Annotated in this window: 21 protein-coding genes; 10 read left to right on the forward strand and 11 right to left on the reverse strand. The window is 70.1% G+C overall.

Features of this window, described 5'->3' with window-relative positions:
• Positions 1-808: 808 nt before the first annotated feature.
• From ACYVE7_RS05280 to ACYVE7_RS05295, 4 genes are all read right to left on the reverse strand, one after another.
• Complete coding sequence (locus ACYVE7_RS05280; RefSeq protein WP_460363395.1) at positions 809-5,503, reverse strand: SbcC/MukB-like Walker B domain-containing protein; 4,695 nt, start codon at positions 5,501-5,503, stop codon at positions 809-811.
• Positions 5,500-6,783, reverse strand: a complete 1,284-nt coding sequence (locus ACYVE7_RS05285) for a DUF2398 family protein (RefSeq protein WP_460363396.1) — start codon at positions 6,781-6,783, stop codon at positions 5,500-5,502. The genes ACYVE7_RS05280 and ACYVE7_RS05285 overlap by 4 nt, the downstream gene beginning before the upstream one ends.
• 62 nt (positions 6,784-6,845) lie before the next feature.
• Positions 6,846-8,360 carry a TIGR02677 family protein gene (locus tag ACYVE7_RS05290; RefSeq protein WP_460363397.1) on the reverse strand — a complete coding sequence of 505 codons (1,515 nt, stop codon included), beginning with the start codon at positions 8,358-8,360 and terminating at the stop codon, positions 6,846-6,848.
• Between the two features lie 57 nt (positions 8,361-8,417).
• Positions 8,418-9,032 (reverse strand): TetR/AcrR family transcriptional regulator, encoded by a 615-nt coding sequence (locus ACYVE7_RS05295; protein WP_460363398.1) that lies wholly within the window; start codon positions 9,030-9,032, stop codon positions 8,418-8,420.
• Positions 9,033-9,153: 121 nt separating this feature from the next.
• Here ACYVE7_RS05295 and ACYVE7_RS05300 point away from each other — a divergent pair, with 121 nt between their 5' ends.
• From ACYVE7_RS05300 to ACYVE7_RS05315, 4 genes are all read left to right on the forward strand, one after another.
• Positions 9,154-9,936, forward strand: coding sequence for an SDR family NAD(P)-dependent oxidoreductase (locus ACYVE7_RS05300; protein ID WP_460363399.1), 783 nt, complete (start codon positions 9,154-9,156; stop codon positions 9,934-9,936).
• 54 nt (positions 9,937-9,990) lie between these two features.
• A complete protein-coding gene (locus tag ACYVE7_RS05305; protein WP_460363400.1) occupies positions 9,991-10,668 on the forward strand; it encodes a DUF2786 domain-containing protein in 678 nt (225 codons plus the stop codon).
• Positions 10,669-10,767: 99 nt separating this feature from the next.
• Entirely contained in the window at positions 10,768-11,880 is a 1,113-nt protein-coding gene (locus ACYVE7_RS05310; RefSeq protein ID WP_460363401.1) for a L,D-transpeptidase, read from the forward strand.
• 10 nt (positions 11,881-11,890) lie between these two features.
• Positions 11,891-12,208 (forward strand): hypothetical protein, encoded by a 318-nt coding sequence (locus ACYVE7_RS05315; RefSeq protein ID WP_460363402.1) that lies wholly within the window; start codon positions 11,891-11,893, stop codon positions 12,206-12,208.
• Positions 12,209-12,332: 124 nt separating this feature from the next.
• Here ACYVE7_RS05315 and ACYVE7_RS05320 read toward each other — a convergent pair whose 3' ends face one another.
• The gene (locus ACYVE7_RS05320; protein WP_460363403.1) at positions 12,333-12,905 is read right to left on the reverse strand and encodes a hypothetical protein; all 573 of its coding nucleotides are present in this window, start codon (positions 12,903-12,905) and stop codon (positions 12,333-12,335) included.
• 89 nt (positions 12,906-12,994) lie between these two features.
• Between ACYVE7_RS05320 and ACYVE7_RS05325 the strand changes: the two genes are divergently transcribed.
• From ACYVE7_RS05325 to ACYVE7_RS05335, 3 genes are all read left to right on the forward strand, one after another.
• Complete coding sequence (locus ACYVE7_RS05325; protein ID WP_460363404.1) at positions 12,995-13,969, forward strand: DUF2786 domain-containing protein; 975 nt, start codon at positions 12,995-12,997, stop codon at positions 13,967-13,969.
• 44 nt (positions 13,970-14,013) lie between these two features.
• Positions 14,014-14,562, forward strand: coding sequence for a signal peptidase I (gene lepB / locus ACYVE7_RS05330; RefSeq protein ID WP_460363405.1), 549 nt, complete (start codon positions 14,014-14,016; stop codon positions 14,560-14,562).
• Between the two features lie 154 nt (positions 14,563-14,716).
• Entirely contained in the window at positions 14,717-14,968 is a 252-nt protein-coding gene (locus ACYVE7_RS05335; protein ID WP_460363406.1) for a hypothetical protein, read from the forward strand.
• Here the strand turns inward: ACYVE7_RS05335 and ACYVE7_RS05340 are convergent.
• The 3 genes from ACYVE7_RS05340 to ACYVE7_RS05350 are packed head-to-tail and all read right to left on the reverse strand — an operon-like array spanning position 14,965 to position 17,892.
• The gene (locus tag ACYVE7_RS05340) at positions 14,965-15,543 is read right to left on the reverse strand and encodes a hypothetical protein (protein ID WP_460363407.1); all 579 of its coding nucleotides are present in this window, start codon (positions 15,541-15,543) and stop codon (positions 14,965-14,967) included. The genes ACYVE7_RS05335 and ACYVE7_RS05340 overlap by 4 nt on opposite strands.
• Positions 15,544-16,809, reverse strand: a complete 1,266-nt coding sequence (locus ACYVE7_RS05345) for a protein kinase domain-containing protein (protein WP_460363408.1) — start codon at positions 16,807-16,809, stop codon at positions 15,544-15,546.
• A gap of 18 nt (positions 16,810-16,827) precedes the next feature.
• On the reverse strand, positions 16,828-17,892 hold the full coding sequence (locus ACYVE7_RS05350) for a hypothetical protein (RefSeq protein ID WP_460363409.1): 1,065 nt from the start codon (positions 17,890-17,892) through the stop codon (positions 16,828-16,830).
• Positions 17,893-18,005: 113 nt separating this feature from the next.
• Here ACYVE7_RS05350 and ACYVE7_RS05355 point away from each other — a divergent pair, with 113 nt between their 5' ends.
• Complete coding sequence (locus tag ACYVE7_RS05355; protein WP_460363410.1) at positions 18,006-19,019, forward strand: RNase H family protein; 1,014 nt, start codon at positions 18,006-18,008, stop codon at positions 19,017-19,019.
• Between the two features lie 251 nt (positions 19,020-19,270).
• On the forward strand, positions 19,271-19,819 hold the full coding sequence (locus tag ACYVE7_RS05360; RefSeq protein ID WP_460363411.1) for a DUF4352 domain-containing protein: 549 nt from the start codon (positions 19,271-19,273) through the stop codon (positions 19,817-19,819).
• Positions 19,820-19,866: 47 nt separating this feature from the next.
• Here the strand turns inward: ACYVE7_RS05360 and ACYVE7_RS05365 are convergent, their stop codons facing one another.
• Positions 19,867-21,708: an N-6 DNA methylase gene (locus ACYVE7_RS05365; protein ID WP_460363412.1), complete on the reverse strand. Its 1,842-nt coding sequence runs from the start codon at positions 21,706-21,708 to the stop codon at positions 19,867-19,869.
• A gap of 79 nt (positions 21,709-21,787) precedes the next feature.
• Positions 21,788-22,744, reverse strand: coding sequence for a hypothetical protein (locus ACYVE7_RS05370; RefSeq protein WP_460363413.1), 957 nt, complete (start codon positions 22,742-22,744; stop codon positions 21,788-21,790).
• A gap of 82 nt (positions 22,745-22,826) precedes the next feature.
• On the opposite strand from ACYVE7_RS05370, the gene ACYVE7_RS05375 reads away from it, so the two are divergent.
• Positions 22,827-23,327 carry an O-acetyl-ADP-ribose deacetylase gene (locus ACYVE7_RS05375; protein WP_460363414.1) on the forward strand — a complete coding sequence of 167 codons (501 nt, stop codon included), beginning with the start codon at positions 22,827-22,829 and terminating at the stop codon, positions 23,325-23,327.
• Between the two features lie 114 nt (positions 23,328-23,441).
• Here ACYVE7_RS05375 and ACYVE7_RS05380 read toward each other — a convergent pair whose 3' ends face one another.
• The gene (locus tag ACYVE7_RS05380; RefSeq protein ID WP_460363415.1) at positions 23,442-24,074 is read right to left on the reverse strand and encodes a hypothetical protein; all 633 of its coding nucleotides are present in this window, start codon (positions 24,072-24,074) and stop codon (positions 23,442-23,444) included.
• Between the last annotated feature and the right edge of the window lie 35 nt (positions 24,075-24,109).

Raw genomic sequence — 24,109 nt, forward strand, 5'->3', positions numbered from 1 at the left:
CCCACACCCCCCACCCCGGCGATCACAGATGACAACGCCCCGGCTTCCTCGTGACGACGCTCCCCCAGGAAGTTGTCGAAGCCACACCCGGCGCTAACGACCCCCCTTCCCCTACGGAAAGCTGCCCGAGGCCGCAACCCATCACGCTGACGATCGCGAGTAACGATCCCCCGGCACCCAGATGCCGATGCCTCCCACAAAGGATCACAAAGACCACGCCCAGCACCCTGACGACACCAGCCTCACCGCCCGAGGCCGCACCCGCCACGCAAACAATCACGGACGACAACACCCCGAGCCTCCAGATGACGACACCTCCCAAAGGGAACTGCCGGGCCACGCCCAACACCGCCGGAGCTCGCTGTGACGAGCCCCAATTCCCGGCGGCCCCCTCCGCACCCGTCCGCTAACGATCGCGTGACACACCCCGGCTCCCCGTGACGACGCCTCCCTCAGAGAGCCACCGGGGCCGCACCCGGCACGCTGACGATCACGAGTAACGATCCCCCGGCGTCTAGATGCCGATGCCTCCGTCAAGAGGTCGCAGAGACCATGTCCAGCACCCTGACGACGCCACCCTCACCGCCCGAGGCCCCACCCGCCGCGCAAACAATCACGGACGACGACATCCCGGACCTCCAGGTGACGACACCTCCCCCAAGGGATCACAGAGACCACATCCGGCGCGCTGGCGATTGCGGGTGAGGGCAGCCCGGGGCTCTGGTGATGGGGCTTCTCTCAGGGAGTTGCCGGGGTCGCGGTCGGTGAGGGGGCGGCGTTGGGCCTTCGTGGGAGGGGTGGGGGGTGGTCAGGGGTTGTCGAGGAGGGGGGCCAGGAGGCCGGCGGCGGTGGGGCTGCGGCGGGTCGGGGGGAAGCCCAGGAGGGCGGTGGCCAGGTGTTCGTTGCCGGTGTAGGAGGCGTCGGCGTCGAGGAGTTGGGCGCCGTCCCAGAGGACGAGCATGGCGGAGACCGTGTGAGAGGCCTTGTCGCTGTGCATGTCGTAGTGGGCGGCCATCGGGACGGTCGGGTAGCTGGCCCACAGGTCGTGGCCGGTCATGAACATGTCGAGATCGAACTTGACGGTGAGGCCGAGGAGTTCGGGCTTGTAGCGGTCGTCGATGCCCGCGAACGCCTCGTCCAGCGCGATCATGCGGGGGCAGGTGGGCTTCGCCGACGAGTAGAGGGCGTTGGCGGCGGCGAACAGCGGCAGGTGGATGGCGGCCGACTTCTCGCCGCCGGACATCTGCGAATGCTTGCTGCGGGTCAGGCGGACGGGTTCCGAGGCGTGCGGTTCGTTGAGCAGGAGCTGGAACTCGAACCAGGTGCGGTAGTCGACGACACCGCGCAGCACCTCCAGATAGGTGGCGCGGGTCTGCTGGGCGCGGCGCGCGCGGATGAGCTGACGGAGATGGCCGCGCAGCTCCACGAGCCCCGACGCGCCCAGATGCGACGCGTCCTTGCCGAGCAGGGTCGCGACGGCACGCTGATGGTCGTCCAGCTTGTCCGAACGCACCCACCGGATCCCGACGGTGCTGCCCGTCGACATGGGCCGCGAGCGCGTGTCGGCGTCCATGCCCTTGACGAGCTCCTTCGCGGCCCGCACCCGGTCGAAGATCTGCTGTGCGAGGCCGCTCAGCAGCTCGTCCTCCAGGACGGTCCGCTCGCGCTCCTCCAGCAGCACGGACTGCTCGCCTAGCCGGCCCGCGACACGGTCCGCGAACGCCGAAACCGAGCCACGCCCCGCCATGTCGATGACCTGGACGGTGACGACGTCCCCCGCGTCGAGATCGAGCCGGTAGTCCTCTTCGCAGTCGTCCAGGGCGTCGCTGAACTCCTTCAACGCCTCGGACATGGAGTCGCGGCTGTTCTTCCGCTGGGTCTCGGACGGCGCCCGGCCGCCCCCCACCGCCGCGCCGAACGCCGTGATGATCTCCTCCGCGGCTGCGGGCAGCACCGCCGCGATGGCCAAGCCCGGCTCCGTCCCGTCGGTGATCGCGGCGACGGCGCGGGCGCCGACCTCCGCGGCGGGCTCCCAGTGCTCCGGCCAGAGCGTGGTCAGGGTCAGCCCCAGGACGGGACGCAGATCCGGCCTGGCGAACGGCTCGAACGCGACGATCTGCTCCAGCAGCACGTCCATGGCCTCGCTGAGCGCCCGACCGCCGTGTTCGATGGCCGCTTCGGCTTTGACCAGCGCGTCGTGCTCGCCACGGGCCTGGGCGTCGTGCTGCGCTCGACCGCGTTCAGCGCCCTTGATCTCCTTCTCGGCTTCGGCGATCTGCTGGAGGATCTCCTGGAGGGATGAGCCGAGCGCGTCGGTCCGCGTGTTCAGCCGTTCCCTCGCCTCCTCCACCTGCGCGGCTCGCTCGGCGAGGTTCTCGGCGTCCTCCGCGTTCTGTTCTTCGAGCCGCTGGACCGTCGCCAGCCTGGCCCGCAGATCCTGCTCGGCTTCCAGCAGGCTCTCCTGCTCGCGGGCGAGCTGCTCGCCCGCCGCGACGAACTCCTCGACGGCGCGCGCGATCTCAGCGATCTCCGCGGGTTCGGTCGGCATTCCGCGCTCGGCCGCGATCCGCCGCGCCCTGCGTCCGGCGGCGTCGAGTTCGGCGACGGCCCCGTCCAGGGCTTTCTTCGCCTCCCCCACCTCGCCCCGCACCCGACCGAGCAGCGCCGCAACCCGGTCGACGGCGCCCAGTGCCCGCTGCACCGACTGCGCGTCAGGCAACTCCCGACGCGCCGCCCCAAGATCGTCGAGCGCGACCCGCAGCCTCTCGGCCTCGACGGCCAGCTCTTCCCTCTCCTTCGCGAGCCGCGCCACGCCCGCATCGCACTCGCTGATCCGCGCCTTCCGCCGCTGCGCCCGGAACGTCGCCCCGATGTACTCCGGCCGTTCCTTCACCAACGCCCCGACATGCACCCCATAGGAGTACTGCCCACGCAGACTGACCCCCCAAGCCGACGCGTCCTCCCCGTCGACCAGCGGAATCGACCTCAACACCCCTTCGATCACCGCCGCGGGCACCACATCCTGTTCCTCCGGAACCAACACCTCCGCCAACGTCCGTCCCCGCTCAGGCAAGGCAGGCATCACACCGAAGGCCCGCCCCGCCGCCAACGGATCGCCGCCGGAACCGCCCTCCGCGGGTGTCCTCTCGGACGGGAGTGAGTGCGCAGCTAGAACCCGGCCCTCCACCATCGCGCTCACGGCGAGGGCATCGGCTTCGCCAGGCACTGGCTCGCCCTCCTTGGATGAGCCCTCGGGCAAGAGGGAGGGCGCGGCGAGAGCCGGGCCCGCAGCCAAGGGGTGGCCATCGGCGCCTCGCTCCGCCATCGCGCCCGGGGCGGAGGCGTTGGCCTCTTCCCGTGCCGTCGAACTGCTCTTCGTGGGTGTGGCGTCGGGCGAAGGGAGGGCGTCGGGGGTGGGGAGGAGGTAGGCGTCGGGTGTGGCGGTGCTGTGGGCGGTTCGGGTGGTGGTGGGGTCTGGGTGGAGCCAGGCGGTGAGGATGCCGGCGGCGTGGAGGGCGCCTTCCAGGGAGGCGGCGGCGGTGGAGGGGAGGTCGTCGGCGAAGCGGACGAGCTGCCAGAAAGGTGCGCCGGGACGGTCCTTGCGGTCGGCGGGGCGCAGCGGTGAGGGGGCGGGGGCGTCGTCGCGTTCGGCGGCGATCTCGGTGCGCTCCGCGTCGAGTGCGGAGAGCTCTGCGCTGATCTCGTCGATCCGGTGCTTGATCGCGGCGGACTGTTCGATGAGCGCGGTGCGGCGGGTGTCGGACAGGTCGGCGAAGATCTCGCCGAGGGTGAGCGCGCCCGGTTGGCCGAGGGTCGTCAACGCGTCGAACAGCGGTTCAGCCTCGGTGAGCTGCCACCGTTCGGCCCAGCCGCCCAGCTCTGCTCGCACCGTCCGTCGCGCGGTTTCCAGCGCGCCTTCCGCTGCGGCGAGCTCCGCTTCACGCGCCGCCAGCTCACCGGCGGCCTTCTCCTGCGTCTGTTCGGCCCGTGCCCGATCCTCCTGGCGCGCCGCCCGAACTCCGAGCGCCTCCTGGACGGCGGCGACGTCATCGCGTCGCGCCACGGCCCGAGCCCGCACCGACGCCAGCTCCGCCACGATTCCCGCCCTAGTCCCCGCGTCAGCACGCCCACCGTCCGGCCGCGCACCGCCCGAAACCTCACCGGCGGCCCCCGGCACACCGTCCATGAGCACGCCCGCGACCCCTTCCCGCGAAGACGGGCTCCCCGTGCCGTCGGCGGGCTCGTCGGACGAGGACGGGAGGGGGTCGGTGGGAAGGGAGGCGGTGTGGGCGGCCCGGGTGAGGGCGGTGCGGTGGTCGGCGATGGTGGTGCGGCGGTGGGTCAGGCGGGCGGAGGCGGCTTCGGTCTCGGTGCGGAGATCGGTGGCGTGGTGGCGGGAGCGGGCCAGGCGCTCGGTGTCCCGGGCCAGTTGGGTCTCGTCGTCGGCGACCTGGCGGCGGAGGCGGTCGAGATCGCCCTGGGCCTTGTAGGCGTCGGCGTCCTTGAGGGTGGACAGGCGGGAGCGGAGACGGCCGAGGGTTTCGTCGGACGCGGCGCGGGCCTGCTCTGCTGCGGACTTGGCGGCGCGGGCGCGGGCCGCCTCCGTGGTGGCGGCGAGGATCCCGGCACCATGCTGGACGGCCTGTTCGCGCCGGGCGACGATCCGGTCGAGCTGGAACCGCGCGTGCACCCGCAGATAGTGGGTGTAGTGGTGCAGGAACGCCCGGACGGCCGTGTGCGCCGACGTCAGATCGTCATGGAGATGCTGGACGGCCGCCAGGTTCTCGAAGTCCCGCGCGGCCTGCTCGACCAGCTCCTCGTCGACGGGGCTCAGACCGGCGGTGAGGGTCGCCGACACCTTCGCAGGGTCGAGGTCTTTGGCGAGCAGGGGACGTCGCAGCGCCAGCAGCAGATCGAGGAGCTGGTCGTACCGTTCACGGCCGAGCCCGAACAGCCGGTTGTCGATGAGTTCGCGGTATTCGGTGGCGGTCTTGGCGTGTGCGTCCGGTTCGAGGGTTTCGCGGAGCTGACGCTCGGTGAGCGGACGCCCGTCGACGTGCAGAAGCCCGAAGTCGATCCCGAGCCGCTTCCCGGTCACGAAGAACGAGGTGATGACGCCGTCGCGGTGCTTGTGCGCCCGCAACCCGATCACCAGGGTGATCGTCGCGCCGGGCCGCGCGAACTCCATCCACACGTAGCCGTGTTCGGATTCCTGCCCCCGGTAGAGCAGGTTCGACTTCATCGTCCGGTTGTCGCCGGAGAACGGATCGAGCCGCCGCGCGTCGGCCACGCCGTCGAGGATGAACGGGAACAGCACTTCCAGCGCCTTGGTCTTGCCCGAGCCGTTGTGCCCGCGCAGCACGAGCCGGCCGTCGGCGAACGCGAACTCCTCGTCGACGTAGTCCCACAGGTTGATCACGCCGGCCCGGGCGGGCTTGAACCGCCCGGACTCCTCCGAGCCGCGCCCCTGGGACGGCACCGGGTTGGCGGCGATCTCTGTCATGCGGGGGTCTCCTCCAGGGTCAGCTGGGCCTTGTCGGGCAGCGCGAGGGTGATGTTGCGGTAGCGGAAGGCGGCGGGCAGCACGAGCGCGCCGCCGGGCACGGGACGCAGCAGCCGCAGGTCGGCGAGGAAGGCGACGGCCGCGGCGAGCAGCCCGGCCTGGTCGGACTGCCAGGCGCTGGTGAACGAGGCGGCGCCCAGATCGGCGTACAGCTCGTCCATGATCTTCTCCAGCCTGGTCTGTTCGGCGAACCAGCGCTCCTGGGCCGGGCGAGGGAGGGATTCGTCTTCGGCGGGAGCCCAGGCCAGCCCCGCGACGACGCCTTCGGCGGGCAGCGCGGAGTCGATCCTGGCGAGCAGATCGTCATCCTCCTGGACGGCCAGCCGCCCCAGCTCGCCCTCCTCGACCAGGTCGGCGATCTTGGCGAGCAGCAGCCCGGCGGCCCGGTTGACCGCGCCGCCCTGGCCGGGGAACGGACGGTCGGTGAACCGCCCCGAAGGATCCGCCAGCATGATCCCTTCAGCGCGGCGCTCGATCGGCAGCCCGGTGAACCGGGACAGTTCGTCGGCGACCTGCGGCAGCACCTCGACGAGCTCGGCCGCCACCTCGGCGTAGTAGACGACGGGCCGCTCGACCAGCAGCCGCCGCGCCTCGCGCCGCGGATCGGGCACCCCGTGGTGGAGCAGCCCGGACGCGCTGGTCAGATGCTGGACGGGCCGCGCCGGCTTGAACAGAACGGTGCAGATCTCGTGGTCGACGTCGTAGAGGGCGTCGCCGGTCCGCTCGTCGCGCGCCCACGATTCGAGCGACCCGTCCGACAGCCGCAGCGCCCCATGGTCGACCAGCCAGTCGACGGCGTCGACGAACGCCGCCTTGTGCGCGCCGAAAGTCGGCTCGAATCCCAGCCCGGCGATCGAGTTGGCGCTGGGCGTCAGATTCGCGACCAGGTCGGCGAGGCTGACCTCGACCCGCGCCCGCTGGAACGAGCCCAGCAGCAGGCAGAGATAGGCCAGCCGACGCCGGTCGAACGGCCGCCGGTTCCGGCTGAACAACTGCCCTTGCGTGGCGTCGAACCCGTCGAGCCGCCGGACGAGCCGGACGAGATGGGTCGTCGCGATGAGCTGGTATCCGAACAGGTCGCGGAAGTCCTGGACGAGCCGGTCGGCGTGCGGCAGCACCTGCTCCAGCACGCCCGGCCTGGGCCGGGACGCCGTGATCAGATCGCGGGTGAGCACCAGCCGCACGGCGTTCTGGTACGCGCCCAGTTCGGTCGCCTCCATGTCACGAACGGTAGCGGCGGCCTCCGACATTTCCCGTCGGCCCGACGCCCGGTGCGGCCCGTTCATGACACCTCCAACCGGAATCCGGGCAGATGGAGGGTGCCGTGCGGGGTGCGGACCGTCGCGCCCGCTTCGGCGGGGACGAGCCGCAGCACGGTGGCGTCGTCACGCCCGGAACCGCCTTCCAGCTGCCCGGCGACGACGGTCCTGGCCTCCATCGCCCTGGTCATCAGCCGCAGCAGGACCTTGGTCTCGGCGTCGTCGAGGACCCTGTCGTGCGCCCCCTCCTCGGCGAGGTGCGCGGCGGCCTCCTTGTCGACCGCGCGCTGCTCGACCTGCGTACGGCGCAGCTCGCCGCGGATCCCCCGGTTCACCTTGACGGGCTGCGGCAGGCCCGCGACGGGCGCCTTGCCCGTCCGGAAAAGGCTGATCGACAGCTCGATGCCCGGCGCCTCCCACCAGGTGGCGTTCGCCGAGATCTGCTCGTCGTCGTCGTGCGCGCCGCCCATGTGCCGGGCCGACCGCAGGTTGAACGCCGCCGACATCAGCGCGTGCGCGGCCTGCTCGTCGGGCGCGTTGAAGACCCATTCGGCGAGATGCCGGAGCTGAGTGGCCCGGTTGACGCCGCCGCGCTGAGCCTCGGTGATCTGCCGGAGCAGGGCGATGACCGCGGACACGGCCGTCCTGGTCGATTCACGCAGGTCGGCGGCGCGCGAGTCGCGGGCGCAGAACCATTCGCGCAGCGCCGTCCAGCGCCGCTGCCAGTCCTCCATCTTCTCCGCCGTGCTCAGGAACGGGCGTTCGTCGTGATCGGCGGCGCGGGACAGCAGGGTGTACCGCCCGGTGTCCTCCACTTCGCGGACGGCCCGGTCGAGGCGCGGCAGATGGGCGTCGAGCTCGGCCATGAAGTCGGTCATATGGGCGAGCAGGGCGTTCTTGTAGGTGAGGAACGCCTCGGGTGAGGCGTCGGTGGTGCGGATGATCTCGCCGAGCGTCACATGGAACTGGGCCGAGCGGCGCGTCATGTCCTCCATGGCCGCGTCGAGCCTGCTCAGCCTGCGGTAGACCTGCGGGCCGTCGGCGAACCGGTTGGCCTCGGCCAGCGCCTTCAGATCTTCGAGGACCTCGGAGAAGACGAGCTTGGACAGGTTCGCGTCACGCACCCGCGCGGCGAGGACCTGTTCGACGGCCATGTAGGCGCGGAAGCCCAGCTCACTGAACTGGTAGACGGACTGGCGGTTGCGGTAGCGGGCGAGGCTGCCGGCGCGCGAGGCGTCCTCCAGCCGGTGGATGACGCCGTCCTCGGCGAGCGCGTCGAGCCGGTCGCGCAGGCTCTTCTCGTCCAGCCGCTCCCAGGGGCCGCTCTCGGCGAGCGCGCCGTGGGCGACCGTCAGCTCGGTCAGCGCCGCGCCGACCTGCCCTGCGTGCACCCTGACCTGGTGGACGGAGCGGAGCCTGTCCATCGCGCGGAGAACCCACAGGTAGGCGAGATGGTCGTCGCGGCGGGTGAAGTTGAACAGCCGGAACCGCTCGCCGACGGCGAGTGAGTCCAGATCCAGACCTCCGATGACTTGCACGAGTCAAGGGTGCACCATCTGAAGGACTAGTCCGTCGAGTTATCCACAACGCCCAGGTCAGGCAGGTCGGACGAGTAGTGAGCGCACCAGACCGCGGGCGAATTCGCCCGGTTCGGCGGGAAGCCCCGCGCCCTCGGCGATGACCGCGGGGTCGACGAGCTTGGCGAGGAAGGCGTGCTGCTGGCAGGCGCCCAGCAGGGCCGCCGCGAAGTACGCCGGATCGCCCGTGAAGCGACCCTGTTCGCGCTCCGCCTCCAGGTAGCCGATCAGGGCCCGGTGGCCCGCGACGGGACCGCCGAGCTTGGCCGCTTCAGAGCCCGCCTCGGCCGGACCGCCCGCACGGAGCCACGCGAGGATCTTGGGATCGCCGAGGGCGGGCCCGGTCATCGGCAGGAGTTCGCCGTAGAAGCGGACGGCGGCCTCGGCGAGGGCGGCGAGGTTGTCCTCGAGGGTGTTCTCGCCGACGGACGCGAGCAGGACGAACATCGCGTCGCGGATACCGCCGGCGACCTCGGCCAGAGCCGCACCGAACAGTGCGGTCTTGTTGTCGAAGTAGTTGTAAAGACTGCCCTCGGAGACACCCGCGCGACGCGCGATCTCCTTGGTGGTCGCACCCACGACACCGCGTTCCTTGATCACCTCGATGGCCGCGGCCAGGATCCGTTCCCGCATCTCGCCTCCTCTTCGGGGTCAGAGCCTAAGGGATGAGTGAGCACTCACCCGTAGCTTGACATCTGATTGAGCACCCACTCATTATGAGTGAGTACCCACTCAGGTGGAAGGCGGAACCCAGATGTATCCCGAACTCGCAGGCAGGACCGTGGTCGTCACCGGCGGATCGCGCGGCATCGGCGCCGCGACGGCCCGCGCCTTCGCGGCGCAGGGCGCGAACGTATGCGCCGTCGGACGCGACAAGACCGCCCTCGACACGACCGTCGCGGAGATCAACGCGCTGGGCGGCGGCCGCGCCATCGGCGTGATCGCCGATGTCACCTCGCTGCCCGACCTCGAAGCCGTCCGGACGGCCGTCGAAGAGCGCTTCGGCCCCGTCCACACGGTCGCGGCATTCGCGGGCGGCGGGATCGCCCGGCCAGGCCCGACCGCCGCGATGACCGAACAGGAGTGGCACTCCGTCGTGGATGGCAACCTCACCGCCACCTTCCTCACCATCAAGGTATTCCTCCCTGGCCTGCAGGAACGAGGTTCTGGCGCACTGGTCACGATGGCCTCGAGCGCGGGACGGGCGCCGTCCAACCCGCCCGGCGCCGGCTGGGGCGCTCCTGTCGCCTACTCGGCGGCGAAGGCGGGCGTGATCCTGCTGACCAGGCATGTCGCCAACGAGGTCGGGCGCCACGGGGTGCGGGTCAACTGCATCGCTCCCGGGGCGATCCGAACCGAGCGCACCGAGCTCCATATGCCGCCTGAAGTGCAGGAGAAGGTCGCGTCCCTGCACCCGATTCCGCGTCTCGGCGAGACCGCCGACGTCGCGGACGCGACCCTCTTCCTCGCCTCCGACGCCTCCGCCTGGATCACCGGGGTCACCCTGGACGTCAGCGGCGGACGCGTCACCGTCTGATCCGGGGACGGAACTGTCGGCGGGACGTGCGAGGGTGGTCCGCGAGGTGAACGCGTGGATCAGAGGATGCTCGACAAGGTGCGAGCGCTGCTGCACAAGGCCGAATCGACCGAATTCCCCGAGGAGGCCGAGGCGCTGACGGCGCGCGCCCAGCAGCTCATCGCCCGGTACAACCTGGACGAGGCCCTGCTGACGGTCGGCACGGGCCATCCGGGCGACAGGTCCGTGCTGGTCGAGCAGCCCTATGCCGGGCCGAAGGCGATGCTGCTCCATGTGGTCGCGGAGGCCAACCGCTGCCGTTCGGTGTGGCATCGCGAACGGGGCCAGGCCACCGTGCTGGGGTTCCCCGGCGATCTGCTGGCCGTCGAGCTGCTGTTCACTTCGCTGGTGGTGCAGGCGACGGCGGCGATGCTGCGGTCCGGCTCCCGGCAGGACGGCTACGGCCGGTCGCGCACCCGTTCGTTCCGGCACTCCTTTCTCGCGGCGTACGCGCAGCGGATCGGTGAGCGGCTCCGGCAGGCCACCGAGCAGGCCGTCGCCGAGTCCAGCGCTGATCTGCGGCCGGTCCTCGCCACCCGGAACGCGGCCGTCGACCGCTCGGTCGCCGCGCTCTTCCCGCAGCTCAGGCGCTATCGCGGCGGCTCCCCCACCAATCATGAGGGCTGGCTCGAAGGCCGTGCCGCCGCCGACCAGGCCGCCCTGGACCACGCTTCCCTGCCCGCTCCCACCTGATCCACCGCGGTGGCCGCGGGTCAGGGGTCGGTGAAGAGGCGGGCATGAACAGGTGGGTCGGCGGACGCGAAGGCGCGCGGGCCAGCAGGGTGGTGCGCCGTGCGCGGACTTCTTGTGATGGTGACGGCGGGGACGGTCGGCTTGGGCGGCGGTGCGGCTCAGGCGCTGCCGGTCGGCCCGGTGATCTCGATCTCTCCAGGCCAGGGGGCCTCAGGGGTACGGCCTGACCAGCCGATCGTGGTGCGGGCCAGCCGCGGTCTGCTGGAGGAGGTACGGGTCGACGGAGTCAGCGGCACTTTCTCCGCGGACAGGAGAATGTGGCGGTCGGGAACGCTGAGGCCGGGAAGGACCTATGTGGTGACGGCCCGCGCCGGGGGCCTCGGCTGGGCCACCGTCACCTCACGGTTCCGCACGCTGGAGGTGAAACGACAGCTCAAGATCGCAAGTATCGTGCCCGCGAACGGCGAGAAGGTCGGCGTGGGAATGCCGATCATCGTGACTTTCGACCAGCCGGTCGAAGACCGTCCGACGGTCGCACGCGCGCTGCGGATCGAGTCCCGGCAGCCGGGCGCCTGGCGCTGGATCGCGGTCGACCAGGTCGTCTACCGGCCGCAGAAGTACTGGGCTCCCCAGCAGAAGGTGACGCTGCGGGCCGGTCTGGCCTGGGTGCGGTCCGGCCCGGGCACCTACGGGACGGCGAACCGGACGAGCACGTTCACCGTCGACCGTTCGCTGGTCAGCACGATCGACGTGCGGCGGCACCGGATGACCGTCCGGCGGAACGGCAAGACCGTACGGAAGATCCCGATCAGCGCGGGCTCCGGCACCACGCCGGAGACGACCACGACCAGCGGGGTGCACCTCGCGATGGCCAGGAGCGACCCGGAACGGATGGTCTCACCGGGGAAACGGCCCGGCGATCCGGGCTACTACGACCTGAAGGTGGCGCACGCCGTGCGGATCTCCGCGAGCGGCGAGTACGTGCACTCCGCCCCCTGGTCGGTCGCCGAGCAGGGCCGGCGGAACGTCAGCCACGGATGCGTCAACGTCTCGCCGTCCGACGCCGCGTGGTTCTACCGGCGCGCGCTGCGCGGTGACGTCATCGTCATCAAGGGGACGGCTCGGAAACTGGACTGGCGGAACGGCTGGGGGTTCTGGCAGATCCCGTGGGCGAGCTGGGCCGCGCGGAACGGGTCGGGCGGCTCGGAGTAGGGTCATCACTGTGAGTGATTCTGAAGACTACGCCGAGCACTACCTGCGGGTCACGGTCGATCTGATCGTCGAGGTGCCCGACGTCAACGCCCTCCAGGCCGCCGCACTGGAGGACCTGCGCGTCCGTGACCTGGACGCGCAGGAACGCCAGGAGCAGCTCGACCAGATCAATTCCGACCCCTCAGGGGCGTCGGCGCTGCGCTGGATGATCAGCCCCGATGACGTCCTGAACCTGGTCGACCGGATCTCCGAGGTCGAGCCCGTCGAGGCCATCCTCGAGATCAGCGAATCCGACGGCGTCCTCGAACTGGAAGACGACGAAGCCTGACCCACCCGCCCAAGGCCCGGCTCACCACACTCGCGTGATCGCGCGAGCCGGGGCCCCGACCGACCTCCCGCTCGAACGACCGACGCCCCGGCCGCACCCTCACGGTGCGTCCGGGGCGGACGCGTCAGGAGCGCTTGAACGTCCACGCGGTGGTCGACGTCAGATCCTTCTGCTTGACCTTCTGCTTCACCGTGAGGGTCTTGCCCTTGCAGGTGAAGGTCGCCTTGCGCGGCAGCACCCCGTAGTCGTTGCCCTTCTTGACGGCCGCGACCACGCTGGCGCTCTGAGCGGGGCCGACCAGCGGCTTGACGGTGAGCTTCGCGTCGCCCTTGACCGTCTTCACACTGCTGGTGATCTTGCCCTTGGCCGAGCCGGTGACCTTGTTCGCGATGGTCAGCTTCTTGGTCAGCGAGAGCTCCGCCGAGGTGGGCAGGCCCTTGACCGTGCCGGAGCCCTTGAGCGGCTTGGATCCGTTGAAGTCGTAAAAGGCCTTGCCCTTCTTATCAATCTTGACCTTGATGTCCTTGCCGCCCTTGAACTTGAAGTTCAGATCGGGCGACTTGATGTCGGCGGAGGCGCTCGTGACCTTCCACGAACCCACCCAGCACTTGCTCGCGGCCGACGCGCTGGGGGCGCTCAGCGCCACCGTTCCAGCCGTACCCAGCAGCACAGCACCGACCACTGCAATCTTGCGCACGATGTTGTCTCCCTCACACCATCTCCGGACCTTCGCGGCAGACTAGGGCAAACCGGTCGCGCGCAAAAGCCCAATGAGACGATGGTCTGGTGACCGACCCTCACCATCTGATAATCGAGGCGCTCACGACCGACGATCTCCGACGGCGTGACGGCGCCCTCGCCGTCCTCGGCGCCGACCCCGCGGCCTACCCCGCCCTCTGGTCGACCCTCACCGACGCCCGCACCGCCGCCGAGTCCCGCGGCTGGCAGCCCGACGACCTCCGCCGCCACCTCCTGCGCTTCCACACCCCGCACCACGCCGCGCTCCTCACGGAGACCGGCGGCGACGGCGCGTTCGAGCGCTGGGCCCGCACCGAAGGGATTGAACGCTTCGAGGGCGTGGACATGCTGCTGGAGACGGTCGGCGCGCTGCGGAAGCTGCCCAGGATCGCCCGGCTACAGCGTGCGGAGCGGGCGGACCATCCCGCGCTGGGACGTGTGCGCGCGCTGCTCGCCAAGGCCGAATCGACGGAGTTCCCCGCCGAGGCCGAAGCGCTGGTCGCACGGGCTCAGGAGATCATGGCGCGCTACAGCATCGCCTCGGTCGAGGAGGGCGGATCCCCCACCGGGATGCGGCTCCCCGTCGACAACCCCTACGAGGAGGCCAAGGCGACCCTGCTGCACGTGGTGGCCGAGGCCAACCGCTGCCGCGCCGTCTGGCAGGCGGAGCTCGGTTTCTCCACGGTGCTCGGCTTCCCCGCCGACTTGGACGCCGTCGAGCTGCTCTACACGTCGCTGCTGCTCCAGGCGGACACGGCGATGCCGAAGAACGGCTCGAAGAAGCGGTTCCGCCAGGCATTCCTCACCTCCTTCGCGCACCGGATCGGCGAACGCCTCACCCGGACGGCCCAGGACGTCGTCACCGACGACCTGCTCCCCATCCTCGCCGAAAGAAATCAGGCCGTTGAACAGGCTGTGGATAACCTGTTCCCGCAGCTCAAAACCGTGCGCAGCCGGGCGATTCAGGACCTCGACGGCTGGCACGAAGGCCGCCGGGCCGCGGATGCGGCCGATCTGAACTGACCCTTTACGCGACTGTTACCGTCGCACGATCTAGGCTGTCGAGAGTGACCTCTGCCCCGCCCAAGAAGAAGTCGTTCTTCAAAGAGCTGCCGTTCCTCATCGTGACGGCGATCGTGCTCTCCCTGTTGATCCGCGCGTTCCTCGTGCAGTCCTTCTACATCCCGTCGGGCTCGATGGAGAAGACTCTCCACGGCTGTCCGACCTGCACCAACGACCGGGTCCTGGTGGAGAAGGTGACCTACCGGTTCACCGACCCGAGCCGGGGCGACGTCGTCGTGTTCCACGGCACCGGGAACTGGCCGCGCGAGGACCTCATCAAGCGTGTGATCGGCACGCCGGGCGATGTCGTGCAGTGCTGCGACGCCCAGAACCGGGTGATCGTCAACGGTCAGCCTCTCAACGAGACCTACCTCTACCAGGACGATCACCGCTCGTTCGGTCCGATCACCGTCCCGGACGGGATGATCTGGGTGATGGGTGACCACCGCAGCGAGTCGTCCGACTCGCGCGACAACGGCCTGGTCCCGATCTCGTCGGTCGTCGGCGAGGCCCGAGTGATCATCTGGCCGTTGAACCGGATCAACTGGCTCTGACGCCGCTGCGGACGACCTGTGTCGGGCGGCACTCTTTTGAGCGTCGCGGGCGGGCGATGCACAGGTCAGCGCGTCACAGTTAGCGTGGAATGTGCTCCCGGGAACCTCCGGGAGCGCTTGCCGGAAGGGGATTTCTCCCCTTCGGGGACGTGAGATGAAGGCATCCCTCAAGGAGGCCACCATGTCCCTGATCTCCGTCCTCGCAGAATCCGCCGCCAACGCGCCTTCGCTTCAGACACCGCTCACCCCCGTCCTGACGGCGGCCGCCATGGTCGTGATGCTGGTCCGAGCGATCCACCGCATCGTCGTCGCGGTCATGGAGCTGATGAAGCAGCTCCTGGCGGCACTGTCGACCTTGCTCATGTTCGGCACACTGGCACTGGTCGTGCTCTACGCGCTCCGCTAGCGCGTGAAACGCCAGTCGGTGACTTCCCGGCCACCGCTGCCGTCGAGCTTGGTGGTCCGGCGGAAGTGCAACGCATGGGCGGAGCACGCGTACGCCACCCGGCCGGTCGGGACGACCGTGACGTTCCCTGCCCGCACCAGCCCGGCCACCTTCTCCAACCGCTTGGACGGCTCCGGGCGCGTCGTCACCGTCTTCACCAGCGCGGCGCCCTGAACGCTCCCCAGCTTCGTGGTGAACTTCCCGCCCTTCGCGACGACCTTGTGCCGCAGCGCCTTCCGGTAGAGCGCCGACTCCGCGATCGCCACACCGTTGTTCCGCCCGCTGGTCACGACCTTCGCCGCTCGGCCGAAGTCCCAGGCCAGACCCGCGCTGGAGATCTTCAACCGGGTGCCGCCACCGCCCTTGGTGAGCAGTGAAGTCCCGTAGACGGCCGAAGTGCTCTTCTGCTGGTATCCCGACATCTTCCAGGTCCCCGTCGTGCACGTGGCGCGCGCCGCCTGACCCGCCGCAGCGGGGAGCGCGGGCAGCACGGTCGCCGCGGCGACGGCCAGGAGCAGAGCGGTTCTCGGGGTCATTCAGGTGGTCCTTCTGGTGATTTTGGCGGTATCGGCGCGGAGCCCGGTGACCAGGGCGCTGTCGGGGCCGTGGACCCGCTCGAAGTCGGCGACGAGCCTGCGGAGCAGCGCGACGGCCTCCGCGGACTGACCGGTAGCGGCGAGCAGGAATCCGATCCTTCGGCGGAGTTCGAGGGTGCGGCTGTCATCCGGTCCGTACTCGCGCAGCGCCTCGCCGACCAGGCCCTGAAGGCACGTGAGGGCGGCGGGACGGTCACCTGCGACCTCGTGGCAGTTGGCCTCGCGGAGCCGGGCGGTCAGGGTGCCGACGGCCCGGTAGGCGAGCGCGGCCTCGGCGTAACGTCCGGCGTCGAACAGCTCGTCGGCCTCCTCCAGAGTGCCGGCGCGGCCGCCGATCTTGGCCAGGACCGCGGCGTAGCGGCGCAGGGCGCTCTCCTCGATCCCCACCATGCCCGGCAACGCTCGCAAGTCCGACGCGTGGGCGAGCAGAACGTCGTACACCTCGGTGGGACGCTCCCCCGGCTCCTTGGCGAGCAGAGACAGCACCAGCTCCGCCAGCTCTTCTGGGACGTCGCGCCGGATCGAACGCAGCGACGCCGGCCGTTCGGTGAGATGGCGGTGCATCGACAGATCGGAGTCGCCGCCGAAGACCGCCTCGCCCGCGAGCAGATAGTGCAGCACGCAGCCGAGCGCGTAGAGGTCAGTCCAGGGGCCGACCGGTCCGCCGGTGAACTGCTCGGGCGCCATGAACAGCCAGGTGCCGAGCTGCTGCCCGGTGAAGGTGATACGCGAATCGTCCGGAGACTGGAGCGCCTTCGCCAACCCGAAATCGAGGACCTTGACCGCGCCGTCCGGCGTGATCATCAGATTGGACGGCTTGAGATCGCGATGGACGATCGACTGGCGATGGGCGGCGCCGAGCACGGCCGCGATCTGGGCGCCGATCGCCGCCGCCCAGCCGATCGGCAGCGGCTCGTCCAGATAGTCGAGGTTCACCCCCTGGACGAGCTGCATGACGAGGAACAGGCGCTCGCCGTCCACTCCGCTGTCGTAGACGACCGGGACACCCGGGTGGTCGAGCCGTGCCGTGATCATGCATTCCCGGACGAAACGCTTGCTGAGCTGCTCGTCCGGCGCTTCACGGCCGCTGATCAGCTTGACGGCGACCCGTCGGCGCAGCCGCTGGTCGGTGGCCGCCCACACCTCGCCCATCCCGCCCCGGCCGATCGGCTCGTCCAGCCGGTAGCGCCCCGCGATCTCCGTCACCCGCCCGAACCTAACCGATCAGCGTGGGAAGCGGAGCTGAGACGGCAGGGCGGGCAGCGGACGTCCCGCCGCGTACCAGCAGACCGACAGCAGCAGCCCCGCCACCGGGAACGACCCGTAGGCGAACGGCGGCGCCTCGGCGAACGTCGTCTGCGCGAGCAGGGCGGCGTAGCCGATGGCCGTCACCAGCAGCGCTCCCGCGACGGGCGACGCCGGCAGATACCGGAACGCCAGATCGACCGCGAGGGCGGACGCCAGCAGGAACACCGGGACGGCCGACAGTGGGAAGCCGGTGAGGTCGAGCAGCACCCACATCACGGTGCGGTACGCCAGGTAGCCGGCCGCGATCGCGGTAGCCGCCCAGGGGCGTCCGATCAGCCGGCGCGCGACGACCAGCACCAGTACCGAGCCGCCCAGCACCCAGAGCGGGTAGACCCAGTCCGAGACCGGCAGCGAGAACTTCTCGACCATGTCGCGGTCGACGGGACGCCCGAGCTGCTTCGCGGCGAACTCGAGCAGGCTCGGTTCGGCGTACGGGCGGCCCGCGTCCCAGGACTTCAGCTCGTAGACGCCGTACTCCTGGTGCTGTGCCGGGAAATGCCAGTTCTCCAGGAAGAACGCGAAGAACACGCCCTGCACCCAGGGGTGGCCCTTGGCCGTGCGGCAGCAGCCCGCGAGCATCAGCGCGGTGCCGATGTACAGCAGCGCGTGCGACGGGCTCCACGAAGTGATGTCGAGACCGTTGACCCGGTGGTTGATGATGTCGATCGGGATCGCCACCATGAAGATCGCGATACCGATTTCCAGCAGCCGCTTCGCCGCCTTGTCGACACCGAAACCGGTGAACCAGTGCAGGCCGATGAGAACCATCGCGAGGACGCTGCCCGCCGTGTTGAGGAGATGCGGGATCGCCAGGTCGTCGCGGAGCCACTTGAAGTGCCAGGCGACATCCCAGGACGACCCCACCATTTTTAGGGCGAACGCGACAATCCACCAACGGTAGAGAAACGTCTGGATGTCTTCGGGGGTGGAGCGGCCCGCTCTTCCCCTGGTCAGCCTGCTGATCGACACTTCCGTGAACATGCGCGCAATAGTGCCGGTATCTGACCGTTGATGACAATGGTGAAGCGGTCGGGAACTCCTGCGGACCATCGGACGTCAGACACCTCACACGCCCGGCAGGGAGGTGCTCACCCATGACGCACTCGATGACCGCGACCGAGTTCCGGCTCGGCCTGGCCGTCGTGCCCGCTCCGCTGGCCACTCGCGTGGCCCGCCTCCAGCGGTACGCCCTGCTCTCCCATCTCTGCACCGGCTGCCAGGAAGTGGGCGCCCTCACCCGGCTCCTCCTCGCCTCCGCCAGGGCCACCGACGTTCCCGCCCTGACCACCCTGCTGCGTCTCGCCGAACGCACCCTCCTGTCCGCTCCGGCCCACACCCACCCGATCCTCAAATCCCCGCCCGTGACCGCCTCCGAGCAGCCCCTCACCCACCCGCGCCCGTTCACGCGCGCACCGGAGCAGCCCGGCGCGGACGAGCAGGAGCGGCCGCCCGGAAACCGGGAGAGCGGCGGGAACGGACGGCGGAGGTACACCGCCGCCGTCCGGGTGGCGGGGACCCGCACCCGGCGCCGGGAGCGGGGACGAGGACAGCTCGGCGGGGAGGTGTCGCGGGGCCAGATCTCGCGGTGGGCGGGGATCAGGCCGTTGGTGGCCGCGACCGACGCGAGCTGGAAGGACGGGCACGGCGGCATGGGGTTCCTGACCACGGACGGCTTCTGGGGCGTGGGGTCCTGGCAGGCGGGGCCCCAGGATCCCGTCGGGCCCAGCAAGATTCTCGTCAGCGAACTGGGGGCCGTGCGGCTGCTGCTGGCGACGGTCGATCCGGCGGTGCCGATGACGATCCTCGTCGACTCGATTCCGGCGCTCCGGTACCTGTGGCGGTGGCAGCAAGGCCAGACCCTCGCGCTGCCGGCCGGCTACCGCGACGATCCCGCCGACCTGCTGTCCCTCGCCCGTCTTCTCGCACAGCATCCGCACCACACCTTCCAGCACGTCAAGGGCCACTCCGGCCATCTGCTCAACGAGGCCGCCGACTCGCTCGCCTCGATCGGCCGCCGACGCCCCACCCTCGAATACGACGCGGACGCCCGCGCCTGCGACCTGGTCGACTCCTTCCTCACCTCCTGGACCGAGCACCGCACCGCCTGACGGCCGCCCCTTCGGGAAGACCCGCGACCGACGCTACGCGTCCCCGCACCATCGCGTTTTCGCGCCTGTGGAAAACCGGCGAGCACCGCACCCGGCACCAGCACGACGCACAATGACAACCTCAATTGTTCTGTGTACAGACTTCACGCTTGACTCTCCTGTAGATGGCGTGCTGCAATGTGAACCGCCACCAGATGAGTACACAGAAACCGAGGCCCCTCATGCACGGTCAGTACGCTCCGCACCCGCCCATGCCGCAGCCGAAGCAGAGCAAGGGCAAGGGATGCCTGCTCACAGCAGTGATCGCCACCGCTGTCGTGCTCGTGCTGATCGTCATCGCGGTCGCGAGCCTGGGCGGCGGCGGGGGCGACGACACCGGGGCAGGGGCCAAGAAGAAGGCGACGGCCGCGGGCATCGGCCAGGAAGCGCGCGACGGAAAGTTCGCGTTCACCGTCACCAAGGTGAAGACGGGCGTGAAGAAGGTCGGCAACCAGTACCTGAACAAGAAGGCCCAGGGCTCGTTCGTCCTCGTCTACGTCACCGTCAAGAACATCGGCACGAAGGCGCAGAGCTTCTCGGGCGACGAGCAGAAGCTGTTCGACACCGCGAAGCGCGAGTACTCAGCCGACACCGAAGCCGCCATCTACCTGGACAATTCCAAGTCCCTCTACGAGGAGATCAACCCGGGCAACGCGGTCAAGGGCATCGTCCTGTTCGACCTCCCGGCCGGCGCCACCCCGTCCCGGCTGGAACTCCACGACAGCTTTCTCAGCGGCGGCGTCACCGTCACCCTGAAGTAAGCGGAATCTGGCCGCGCGTCCCGTATCGGCGGGACGCGCGGTCGTCGCTATTCCGGCCGGAGAACGCCCCCGGCCAATCCCTCATAACCGAGCCCGACGAAGGTCTCGCCCGCCGCGCCGACCGTCCGCAGCAGATCCGAAACGGTCTGGAGCCGCCGGAAAGCCTCCCCATAAGGGCGCTGCGCTTCGATCGGAAGACGCGGGATCGGCGCGCGCCGCCCGTCGGCCCGCGACACGTTCGTCGCCCCGGATCTGGCGACACCGGAAGCCCGCAGAAAACACGCCAGGAAATAGGGATCGCAGCGGCTCGGTTCCGGCCGGAACACCTGAAGGTGCGGGCCCGCCGCCATTCCGCCGCGCGTCATGACCTGCGGTTCGAGCTGGCGCGACGTCATCGGCACGACGACGTCCCCGCGCTCCAGCATGACCAGCCCCGGGGTGTCCTCGACCAGCTCGGACGGCTCCCGGCCGAGGATCACGTCCTGCGCGGTGAGCACCGGGACGGCGCCCTTGCCCGTCTCCAGCCGGATCGGTGACTGCCGCACGCTCACCGCCCCGCTCTGCAGCAGTTCCGTGACGGTCGTCATGCCGAACTTCTGGTCCTCGTGCACCAGGGAATCGAGTGCGGAAACGGCTTCGCCGAGGGCGGCGAGCAGTTCCCGGAAACCGTTTCTGGCCGTCCCGAAATCGAGTCCCTTGGCCACGGAGTGGACGACGTGCCGTGACGGTGTGACGTCCACGACGTCGTCGAGCAGGTCGATGATGGGAATGCCGCGCCCGTTCTCGCGTTCCAGTTCGGGACGGTCGGCGAATTCCCGCCAGAGAGCGAGGGCGGAGGCGCCGAACGCGTCGTCCTGGGACAGGTCGGCGAGCAGCAGGCGGCTGGGCAGGGCGGCGCGGCCGTCGGGGCGGCGCAGCACCCAGAGGTGCGGTCCCGCGGGCGAGCCGGACGCCGTTCCGGCAGGCAGTTCGAAGACGGCGCGCAGTGCGCCGCTGCGCAGGAGCTGGGAGCGGATGCGCCGGCCTGACCTGCGGTCGGCGGCGGCGGCGGGCATGAGGACGGCGACCCGGCCGCCCGGTTTGGTCCTGGCGAGGGCGTGCTGCACCCAGGCCAGTTCGGGTTCGCCTCTCGGCGGGAGGCCGTAGGCCCAGCGGGGGTCGCTGGTCAGTTCGTCGTAGCCCCAGCCGCGGTCGGCGAACGGAGGGTCGCAGAGGACGACGTCGGCGGCGAGGTCGGGGAACGCGTCGTCGCGGAGCGAGTCGCCTTCGCGGACCTGGCTGGTGTCGGTGCGCAGCGCGAGCCGGGCGCGGCTCATCCGGGCGGACGCCTGGTCGCGGTCCTGCCCGTGGACGGGGCCCGCGCCGTGGTCGAGCGCGGTGGTGAGCAGGGTGCCGATGCCGCACGACGGGTCGAGGACGGACGCGCCGGCGACCTCGGTGAGCTCGGCCATCAGCCGCGCGGTCTCCCGCGGAGTGGTCGCGACGCGCCGGGCGTGCGCTTCGACGAACCGGTCGAGCAGGAACTCGAACGTCTCGGCCGCGCCCTTCTCGCGTGCCAGTCCGGCGAGTTCGGCGGCGAACGGCCCGTCGCCGGAGCCGAGCAGCCGCTCGCCGAGGTCCGCGACGGCCTGCGCGAGGCTGAGGTCGTCGAAGGTCGATCTGATCTGCTGCCAGAGCCGTTCCTCGGCCGAGACCTCGACGGTTTTACCCTGTCTGACCAGCCATTCCTCGACGTCGGCCAGCGCGAACTGCGGGCTGCTGGCCGTGCCGCCGACGGGCTGCGGGAAGTCGTCGTACCGGCGGCGCCAGTTGCTGACCGCGGCCCTTCCGAAGCCGGTGAGCCTGGCGATGTCAGCGGCGGTGACGGTGGCCGAGGACTTCTCGTTCACATGCGCTCCCTTCGGCGAACCTGCCGCACAGCCTAGACCAGCGGACTACACCCCACAAAGAAGCAGATGTGTACCGAAATCACACCGGCGCCTTGAGGATGGGCCACCAGGCGGTGAGGTCGGCGGGGTCGTAGGTGGCGGTGAGGGCCAGGGAGGCGGGCATGAGGGGGAAGCGGCGCGCGGCGGACCAGGAGCGGTCGTAGGAGGGAGGGTCGAGGACGAGGACGCGGGTGTCGCCTACCAGGGGGATCTCCGAGGGAGATGATTCGTTCCAGATGGGTTCGCCGGAGATGTCCGCGAGGTTCCACCAGCCGGTGACGATCGGGGTCATCGGATCGCTCGGGCCCGAGGTGAAGGACTCGACATGACGCGGGTCGACGGGCCGGCCGGGCAGATGGTCGGGGATCAGGACGGCGGCCAGCAGCGTGTGGAGCTGGAAATTGTCGCCGATGCCGTGAATGGTGACGCCCCAGCCCTGCCGGGAGGCGCGGTGCAGGACGAGGAGCTGCTCGCCGTCAATGATGCGGCGCAGATCGCGGACCTGGTCGAGGTCCAGGCAGTGGGCGGCGGCGCGGTCGACGAGCTCGTCGGTGTCGGCGACGGCGGCGCGGGTGGCCGGCGAGAGCGAAAGCAGGGTGCAGGCGGCCGACGCGAACTGGGGCAGCGCGTACCAGCACTGCATGGCGATACGGGCGCGTTCGCCCAACCGGGCGTGGGTTTCGCGGTAGATGTCCGGGGTCGGCCCGTCTTCGGCGGCCGGGACGTCGGCGCCCCACGCTTCGGCGAACGTCAGGGCGCCCGAGGAGACGCCGCTCAGGCGCTCGATCACCGGGATGCCGTCCACGTCGGCGCCGTGCTCGGCGAGGGTGCCGGACAGGAGGGCGAACCAGCCGCCTTGCTGGGGCGGGAGCTCGGCGGCGACGTCCACGATGCGGTGGGCGGCGCGCGTCAGCTCGTCCGGTTCGGCGGTGGGGGCTGCCTTCGCGGCGACCCGGAGGTGCGCCCGGAAGTCGCCGCCCTCCCTGACCGCACGCACAGCGTTCCCACACGCCTGAAACAGCATGGCGACAACCTACCGTTCAGTTGAGCGACAAAGCGCGCATGGTGGGATGGGCGTCATGGAGATCGAACTCGTCTTTGGCGACATAACCGAGCAGCGCGTCGACGCGATCGTCAACGCTGCGAACTCGTCGCTTCTCGGCGGCGGCGGAGTGGACGGGGCGATTCACCGCAAAGGCGGACCGGAGATCTTGGCGGCGTGCCGGGCGCTGCGGGCGTCGCACTACGGGAAAGGGCTGGCCACGGGGCAGGCCGTCGCGACCACGGCGGGCAGGCTCGACGCTCGCTGGGTGATCCACACGGTCGGGCCCGTATGGTCGGCGCGCGAGGACAGGTCGGAGCTGCTGGCGTCCTGCTACCGGGAGTCACTGCGGGTGGCGGACGAACTCGGCGTACGGACCATGGCATTTCCGGCCGTTTCGGCGGGAATCTATGGCTGGCCAGTGGAGGACGCGGCCCGGATCGCGCTCACGACCGTCCAGGAAACCCCGACACAAGTGGAGAAAGCACGCTTCGTCCTCTTCACCGAAGAGGCCTACACAGCCTTCACCACCCTCTGACGGCCACACTGCGCCGCCACCCCGCCCCGAACCACCCCCACCCGATGGCCCGCCCGAACCCCGTCCCCCCGCCGCCTTGCTCCACGATGCGGATCTCTCCGCATCCCCCGGCGATCACTCCCCCGCCTGCAGCGCCCGCACTTTCTCCGCCAACCGGCTCCCCGCGCTCCGCAACCGCTCCGCCCGATCCGCTTTGGGCGTTTTCGAGGGAACCATCACGATCGGGATCCCCCGTTCGTGCGCCGTGGCCATCAGCGTCTCCGACGCCGCCGGGAGCGCCGCCAGGATGGACGCCGCGAACAGCCCCGCCGACTTCTCCGACGTCCGTCCGAGCCGGTTCCGGTAGACGATCTCGCACGGTATGACCGAATCGCCGCCGCCGTCGCCACGGGCCGCCATCACGAACGTCAGCAGGAGTTCGGTGGCCTTGCCGACGACCCATTTACGGCCGGGGACGGGCGGCAGGAAGTCGCGGATCCGGTCGACCTCACGGTCGATCACGACGTCGGGGAGCAGGTCGGCGGTGCTGTGGCGGCGGATTTCGAGGACTCTGTCCCAGTTCACGGTGTCGCCGTCGAAGCCGACCTCGTCGGGGCCGATCTCCACGGCGCCGAAGTCGTCGAGGAGGCCGAGGAGTTTCCGGACGACACCGGGCGTCTTGGGGTGGCGGCCGAGGATTCCGCCGAGGGAGAGTTTCCACGGTCTGCCCGGAACGGGCTGTTTCGCGGAGAGGAGGGCTTCACGCACCCAGGAGTCCATAAACGGACAATCTTCCATAAAGG

This window comes from Actinocorallia lasiicapitis (genome assembly GCF_054778695.1).